The sequence below is a fragment of the Terrabacter sp. FW104-15G4B genome (assembly GCF_058790095.1).
The window spans coordinates 157,570-165,090 of sequence record NZ_JBYTCI010000002.1; the positions used below are offsets into that span (position 1 = coordinate 157,570).

Sequence of the window (7,521 nt, forward strand, 5' to 3'; positions counted from 1 at the left end):
CTTCGGACGACGGGGCTTGGCTGCGCCCGCATGGTGGCTGCATGGACACCACCCGAAGCTCCACCGACTACGACGTGCTCGTCGTCGGAGCCGGCCCGACCGGCCTCACCCTCGCCATCCAGCTCCTCGCCAGAGGCGTCTCCACCCGTCTCATCGAGCGAGACGTCGGGCTGCCGCACCTCAGCCGCGCAATCGGCATCCAGGCCCGCACCATGGAGACGCTTGAGACCATGGGCATCCTCGACCGATTCCTCGAGGTAGGCCACCGGGTCCGCGGAATCCGCGTCCAGCGGGGTACTCGCGAACTGGCCGTCGTCGACATGGCTCACAACGGCTCCCGGTACGACTTCATCCTCCATCTCCCGCAGGAACGAACCGAGGCCCTGTTGCGTGAGCGGCTCGCCCAGCTCGGAGGCGAGATCGAGTACGGGGTGGAGCTGGTCTCCTTCACCGATGAGGATCGTCAGGTCACTGCGACCCTGCGTCACCGCAGCGGACACCCCCACGTCCACCACGCCGTAACAGCGGCGTACCTGGTCGGCTGCGACGGAGCGCACAGCACGGTCCGACACCTGCTGGGAGCGCCATTCGTCGGCCAGCCGCACCCGTTCGACTGGCTGCTCGCCGACACGCGGGTGGACTGGGACGGCCCTGCTGACCTGGTCCACGTCTTCGCTCGGGCAGAGGGGGCGCCCTTGCTCTGCGTGCCGATCACCCCCGACCTCTGGCGCCTCTCCCTGCCCATGCCGGGTCCCCGTGACGGCAGGCCGCCGACGCTCGAGGAGGTCCAGGCGCTGGTCGACGTGCGGTCACCTCGACCCCTGACCCTTCACGACCCGGAGACGCTGACCAGCTTCCGCTGCCAGCTCCGCTCAACCACCGCGTACCGCACCGGGCGCGTGCTGCTTGCGGGTGATGCCGTGCACATCCACTCCCCCGCTGGCGGGCAGGGCATGAACACCGGAATGCAGGACGCCACCAACCTCGCGTGGAAGCTCGCCCTCGTCCTGGACCGTCACGCGCCAGACAGACTCCTCGACAGCTACGGCCTCGAGCGCGGCCCCGTCGCCCGGGAGGTGCTCGCCTTCACGGAGGCATTCGTCAAGTTCGGCACCGCCCCCCGGTCGGCCGCTCGCGCGATGCGCGACGCTCTGCTTCCCGCGCTGCGGCTTCCGGCCGCACAACGCCGCCTCGCCGGCCGCACAGCACAGACCTCCATCGCCTACCGGGAGAGCCCACTCAACCGTCCCAGCCGCGTGGTGGGCCTCCCTCGCGCCGGCGACCGCATGCCAGACCTCGCAGTGCGCACCGTCCAAGGCGCGACAACCCTGTACGTCGCCCTGCGCGGCGGCCGGCACGTCCTGGTCGACGGAACGAGGGCCGAGAGGCCTTGCGCGCCACTAGAACTGGGCGGCATGGTCGACGTGGTCACCGCACGTCTGCCCCGGAGCGCGATGGTGCTCGTCCGCCCAGACGGCTACGTGGCCTCAGTGGACACCAGACTCGGGCCCGCGGAGCTCCTCGCGTACCTGCCGGCCGGCCGCAAGCCCCTTCCGGCCCCAGAACTTGAGGCCCATGGCAGGTGAGCGCGATCGCGCCGCGGGCCGCGGCATACGGCAGCGCGTCGTATGCGGTTGGACCCGCCTCCGCCCAGAGGTGGCTCAAGGGTGCGCGGCGGCTCGAGGCCGCGGCCACACTTCAGCATGGCGCACTGGTCGCACTGGTCGCCGGACGACGAAACATACTCACGTCAGCCGCTTTCCGGCGCAACCGTCAGGCGGGGTGCCGGACCGCGTGGCGCACGTAGACCACGCCGTTGTCGAATCGTCGGTGGTCAAGCAGTTCGAGGTCGAGCCGCACGCCTCGGGGCAGCGCCGGCTTGCCGCCGCCGACCAGGACCGGGCACAGCAGCAGCACGCACTCGTCGACGAGGCCGTGCCGGAAGGCCTCGGCGGCGATCCCCGCGCCTCCGATGCTCAGGTTCGAGGCGGAGGTCTCCTTGAGCCGCCGTACCGCCTCGGGTTCGAACTGCCGCTCGATCCTCGTGCGCGCGGTCGACACGTCGGTAAGCGAGGTGGAGTAGACGACCTTGTCGGCGTCACGCCAGATCTCGGCGTACTCGCGGACCACGGGGGGCTCGTCCGTCAGCCAGTCGTCGCTCTCCCAGACACGCATCATCTCGTACATGCGTCGCCCGTAGAGCGACGTGCCGACGTGCCGCTCGTGCTCGTTCCAGAACGCGTGCACCTCCTCGTCCGGCACGGACCAGTCGAACGAACCCGTCTCGTCCTCGAGGAAACCGTCGAGCGAGACGTTGGCCGCGTATATCAACTTGCCCATGGAGCCCTCCGCCCAGACGCGAGCAACTTGCGACGTCACACAGGCACAGTCAACAGCATCGACTTGCGGATCGATGAGCCCACCGCGAAGAGAAGGTGCAAAGTGGCCACCGTCGACGGAAGGTGATCTGTACCGTCGCCGGCTCATGCCGCCGAGCGAGCGCGTTGTCGTCCCTGACATGCGGACATGGATGACCACGCAGACTGGCCGAGCGACGCTCGCTGTGGCAGAGCCTTCGTTCAGGCGCTCGCGGCCGCCTCCATCGCGCGCTCGACCGCGCTCGGGAAACGAGTCTCGAAGTCGAGCACGCCCACCCAGTCGGGCGTGACGAAGATCCGGGTCATGTGGGCCGTGATTGCCCGCAGGTTGCCCAACCATGCCTGCGCCGGCTCCTCAGCGAGGCTGCGTATGCACATGGCCTCGTACTCGGGCGCCAGCCCGTCGACGGTGTCCATCCGGATAGACCCACGGATCTGCAGCACCTTGTAGGGCATCTCGTCCGTGTCGAGCGACACTGCGACTCGGGCGCCATCGCGTAAGGCCTTCATCTTCGGTGAGTCCGGGGGTGTGCCGAAGACAATCTCCTTCCCGGTCCAGTGGAACCAGATGGGCACGACGCGTGGAGTCCCGTCCGTCCACTGGTAGGCCAGCCGTGCGGGCCGCGGAGACTGGAGCAGCCGCTGCGCGGCCGCCAGACGTCAGTGCAGATCCCCTCTTCCCGGTAGGACTCGCGCAGCGCTGCTGCGTCGACCTCCTCCCCGCGCTGGAGACGTCGACCACGCTCTGTCCGCTTTCTGCCGCGCTCCGGCGGGCGTCCAAGCGGCGAGCTGGCAGGACCAGTGCCGAAAACACAAGTCGTCCGCGCGCTTTGGTACGTCGTGATTTCGTGCGATCGATGTGCGATTAGGCAGCGGATGCAGGTAAGGAGAGCGGCCACCGTGCGAGGCCTGCGGCCGCGTTCCTGCAGGTCAGAGGCTGTTCTCGGCCGTCGCCACCACCTGTTGTCACTTAACAGGTGGTCTGTGAGACCCCACAGGACCCGGGCTCACTTGTGTACCAAGCGAATACGAGCTGGCGAGGGGACTCGAACCCCTAACCGCCTGTTTACAAGACAGGTGCGCTACCAATTGCGCCACGCCAGCGGGCCCCCGGCACGAGCGTCGAGGACGGGCGAAAGCGTAACCGAGCCCGGCGGCATCCGCCCAACCCGGCAGAGCCGGGAACGAGGAGGACGGCCCCGCGCGAGTCCAGGGGTTGGTCGCGCGAGGCCGTCCGGCTCAGTTCTGCCAGAGACTCAGGGCAGACGCAGAGTCTGGCCGACGAAGATGAGGTTCGGGTTGGTGACCCGGGCTCCGTTGGCCTTCCAGAGGGCCTTCCAGCCGCCGGCCACGTGGTAGCGAGCCGCCAGCTCGCCGAGGGTGTCACCCTTGCGGACCGTGATCGCGGCTCCCTTGGCGGTGTTGCGTGCCGTGGTGCGTGCCGTGGACGTCCTGGTGGGCTTCGCGGTCGGCTTGGCCGCGTAGGTCTTCTTCTTGTCGACCTTCTTGGTCGTGAGCGGCTTGCGGGCCGTCGAGCGAGACACCGGGGCTGCGGTGGCGCCGCCGTTGGAGCGCGTCAGGCCGGCACGCTGTGAGCACACGGGCCAGGCGCCCGGACCCTGCGAGGCGAGCACGCGCTGGGCAATGGCGATCTGCTCGCCCCTGGAGGCGAGGTCAGCGCGCGGCGCGTAGGCCGAACCGCCGTAGCCGCGCCAGGTGCTCTGCACGAACTGCAGGCCCCCGTAGAAGCCGTTGCCGGTGTTGATGTGCCAGTTGCCGCTCGACTCACACTGTGCGACGCGGTCCCAGACCGAGGAGGCCTTGGCCGAGCCTGCGGTGGCGATGCCGCCGACGATGGTTGCGGCTCCAGCGATTCCGACTCCGGCGATGCGCTGCTTGGTCGAGATCTTCTTCGCCGCGGCATGCTTGGACAGGTAGTGCATGGGAGTTCCTTCCTGACGTGCGCCTGCGGGGTTAGCTGTCGGGTTGGGACGTCAGGTGCCCCGTCGCGGATGCGACTTCACCCCAAGGCCAGGTCTCGTCCTCTTTGGACATGCGCTACAACACACATGCACTCACTGGCCACACTGGGTCCCCCGTCCTCGCCCGGCCCACGGGTGTGGGCTACTTCCCTGGCTGGCGAGGCTCGGCGCGCTCAGGGAACGGATTCAATGGGTGTCCATGTGAAATTGTGGTGCGTTCGTGTGGAGCCGGACGCGACGAAGCGACCCGGGAGTCAGAAGCTCATCTCCCGTTCGACCCGAAAGTCGAGGCCGCCGAGCACAGACGGTACGTGACACTTCAACCCTGCACAAGGCATGTCGAGATACTTCTGTGATGTTTTTTTCCGCCGCCATCCGGCTGGATGCGCTATAGCACACATGCGCCGCACAGTCCCGTCACACGTCTCGGACAGCAGTCACGGGGGGCTACCCGCCCCCGCCCGGGAGGGTGTCAGTCCCCGAATGGGTTGGAGCTGAAGGGATTCCACGTGAAGCTCGCCCCGTGCTGCAGCGCGACGAGCGCTGCCGCGACCCCGCAGACGGTGAGCAGCCCGGCCACGAGCTGGGTCCCCAGGCCGGCTGGGACGACACGCCGCGCGATCGAGCGCGACCCCCGCCGCAGCGAGGCGCCGCCGGGTCCCCACCACAACATGAGCAGACCGACGGCCCCACCGACGGCCAGCGTGACCGGCGCTCCCGGACCGAGCTGCGAGCCATTCGTGCCGGCAAGGAGCAGGGCCGTGGCGAAGACAGCGGCCAGAGCGACCGCGACGGGCAGCAGCATCCCCACGGCGGTCGCGATGATGCCGACGACGAGGTGCCAGGGGCTCGAGACCACGGCGAACGGCACGTCGCTGCGTCGCCGTCCGTAGTCGTAGCGGCGCAGCACGAGCGCCGTCACGGAGCGGTCCGTGGCGCGTGCGAGCGCCGACAGCACGACGAGCACGACGAGGGCGATGCCGGGCCACGCCGTCAAGGCGCCGACCCACGCCACCGCCACCGCGGCGAGCAGCCCCGTGCGCATCGGCAGCCCGATGCGGGGGTCGCCCTCGCGCTGGGCCTGCTCGTGCTCCTCCTCGTCCCAGTCGTGCTCGTCCCACGCCTGGTCGTCCCATCCCTGGTCGTATGCCGTAGGGCCGGGTGCCGGCTCCCGGCGCACGCTCGTTGGTGGCGCCCACCGCGTCGGCTCGTCGACGGGTGAGCGCACGGGGAGCTGCGCGACGCGCGGGGGAAGAGCGGGCGGCATGACGGCGGTGCCGCCGTTCTGCACGACCTGCGTGTCTCCCGGCGCGGCGGCGGCGCGGCCGTCGTCCCAGGGGCCGCCACCGGGGGCGGGGACCGTCGCGGCCCGCCCTGCGGCGTAGGCCTCGAGCGCCCCGATCACGTCGTCGGCGTGCGGCCGCTGGCGCGGGTCGGGCGACAGCGAGGCCCGTAGCAGCGGGACGAGCCGCGGGTCCACGCCGTCGAGGTCGACGTCGCCGGCGCGAACGCGGGTGAGCACGGCATCCATGCGAGCGCGCCCGAACGGCGGGCGTCCGGACGCGGCATACGTGATCGTCGCGGCCCACCCCCACCAGTCCGTGGCGTCGGTGATCGACGCCCCCTCGACGAGCTCGGGCGAGAGGTAGCCGGGTGTGCCCATGACGAGCCCGCCCACGGTGTGGCGCACGTCATCCTGCAGGTGCGCGATGCCGAAGTCGATCAGGACGGGCTCGCCGTCCTCGATCAGCACGTTGCCGGGCTTGATGTCGCGGTGGACCACCCCGCACGCGTGGATCGACCGGATCGCCTCCGCGACGCCGCGCGCCAGGCGCAACAGGTCTGCCGGAGGCAGCGGGCCGCGCTCCTCGACGACCTCGTCGAGGGCGGGTCCGGGCACGTAGCGCGTCACGATGTAGGGACGGGGGGCCATGACGTCGGCGTCGATGACGCTCGCCACCCGCGCGTCCCGGATGCGCGAGAGCGTGTCGACCTCGCGTGCGAGTCGCTGGCGCGCCTCGGCGTCATGGGCCACGTGAGCGCGCAGCACCTTGATCGCCACCGCCCGCCCCCTGGGGTCCAGGGCCAGGTGGACGACGCCCATCCCGCCCTCACCGATCTCCTCGATGAGGCGGTAGGGACCGATGCGCTGGTCGGTGCCGAGGGCCGGAGCTGCGGGCCCTGACGGGACCCTGCCCGTGCGCGCGCCCGAAGGCGGGCTCGGCACCCGCGCGGTCCGGTCGTACGCAGTCATTCCCCTACGGTAAGCGACCGGGCGCCCGAGCCATGAACCCTGCGGCAGCGTGCCGCGGAGTGTCCGGTTTCCTCCCGGTCACCGGGATGTCCGTGACGTTCAGTGGCTGATGTAGTCGCGCAGCTGGTCGCGCTCCGACTGCAGCTCGGAGAGCCGGTGCTTGACGATGTCGCCGATGGACACGATGGCGGCGAGCCGGCCCTCGGCGTCGACGATCGGCACGTGCCGTACCCGCAGCTCGGTCATGGTGGCGGCGAGGTCGGCGATGTTGTCGTCCGTCGTGCCCGTCGTGACCTCGCCCGTCATGATTCGCGACACGGGGCCGTCGAGGACGCCCGGCCCATGGCTGTGCAGGTGGCGCACGACGTCGCGCTCGCTCACGATGCCCTCGACGGACGAGCCGTCCGTGCTGACGACGACCGCACCGATGCGATGCTCCGCCAGCAGGGCGAGCAGGTTCGAGACGGTCTCCCCGGGCTCCACGGTGATGACCTCGCTGCCCTTGTGGCGCAGCACGTCAGAAACCTTCACGGCGACTCCTTCACCTCGAGCGATGCCTCTCCCGGCGGCCCACTCACTCCGCCACAGAGGCCATGACTCGACCCTAGAGCGGGACCGGACGGGCCGCCAGCATTCGGTCGTTAGAGTGAGTCGACCCGCGTCACGTCGCATCCCCGTCCCGGCGACCGGGGTACGAAGCACGGCGACACCACCCCCGAGTCCAGGAGTTGATCGCGTGCCGGCAGCCCGGCAGAGCTACGACCTCGTCATCGCCGCGAACCGCCTGCCCGTCGACAAGGTGGTCACCGACGACGGTGAGGTGGAGTGGCGCCGCAGCCCGGGCGGGCTGGTCACGGCCATGGAGTCCGTCATGCGCAGCCAGCCGGGCGCGTGGGTGGGCTGGGCC

At 70.1% G+C, this 7,521-nt stretch carries 6 protein-coding genes, 1 tRNA gene, 1 pseudogene and 1 riboswitch; of the genes and pseudogenes, 2 read left to right on the forward strand and 6 right to left on the reverse strand.

Going from position 1 to position 7,521, the window contains the following annotated elements:
* Positions 1-41 precede the first annotated feature (41 nt).
* Positions 42-1,586, forward strand: coding sequence for an FAD-dependent monooxygenase (locus tag AC3WRT_RS02575; RefSeq protein WP_492718771.1), 1,545 nt, complete (start codon positions 42-44; stop codon positions 1,584-1,586).
* A gap of 187 nt (positions 1,587-1,773) precedes the next feature.
* Here AC3WRT_RS02575 and AC3WRT_RS02580 read toward each other — a convergent pair whose 3' ends face one another.
* The 6 genes from AC3WRT_RS02580 to AC3WRT_RS02605 all read right to left on the reverse strand — a co-directional run bounded on the left by AC3WRT_RS02580 (position 1,774) and on the right by AC3WRT_RS02605 (position 7,145).
* A complete protein-coding gene (locus tag AC3WRT_RS02580; RefSeq protein ID WP_492718773.1) occupies positions 1,774-2,340 on the reverse strand; it encodes a dihydrofolate reductase family protein in 567 nt (188 codons plus the stop codon).
* Positions 2,341-2,579: 239 nt separating this feature from the next.
* Positions 2,580-3,035: a pyridoxamine 5'-phosphate oxidase family protein gene (locus tag AC3WRT_RS02585; protein ID WP_492719129.1), complete on the reverse strand. Its 456-nt coding sequence runs from the start codon at positions 3,033-3,035 to the stop codon at positions 2,580-2,582.
* A 374-nt stretch (positions 3,036-3,409) separates the two neighbouring features.
* Positions 3,410-3,482, reverse strand: a tRNA-Thr gene (locus tag AC3WRT_RS02590).
* A 152-nt stretch (positions 3,483-3,634) separates the two neighbouring features.
* Entirely contained in the window at positions 3,635-4,321 is a 687-nt protein-coding gene (locus tag AC3WRT_RS02595; RefSeq protein ID WP_492718775.1) for a transglycosylase family protein, read from the reverse strand.
* A 3-nt stretch (positions 4,322-4,324) separates the two neighbouring features.
* A riboswitch (cyclic di-AMP (ydaO/yuaA leader) is annotated at positions 4,325-4,514 on the reverse strand.
* Positions 4,515-4,832: 318 nt separating this feature from the next.
* Complete coding sequence (locus tag AC3WRT_RS02600) at positions 4,833-6,614, reverse strand: serine/threonine-protein kinase (protein WP_492718777.1); 1,782 nt, start codon at positions 6,612-6,614, stop codon at positions 4,833-4,835.
* 99 nt (positions 6,615-6,713) lie between these two features.
* Positions 6,714-7,145: a CBS domain-containing protein gene (locus AC3WRT_RS02605; RefSeq protein WP_492718779.1), complete on the reverse strand. Its 432-nt coding sequence runs from the start codon at positions 7,143-7,145 to the stop codon at positions 6,714-6,716.
* 115 nt (positions 7,146-7,260) lie between these two features.
* Between AC3WRT_RS02605 and AC3WRT_RS02610 the strand changes: the two are divergent.
* Positions 7,261-7,521, forward strand: a pseudogene (locus AC3WRT_RS02610) (hypothetical protein); the annotation flags it as partial.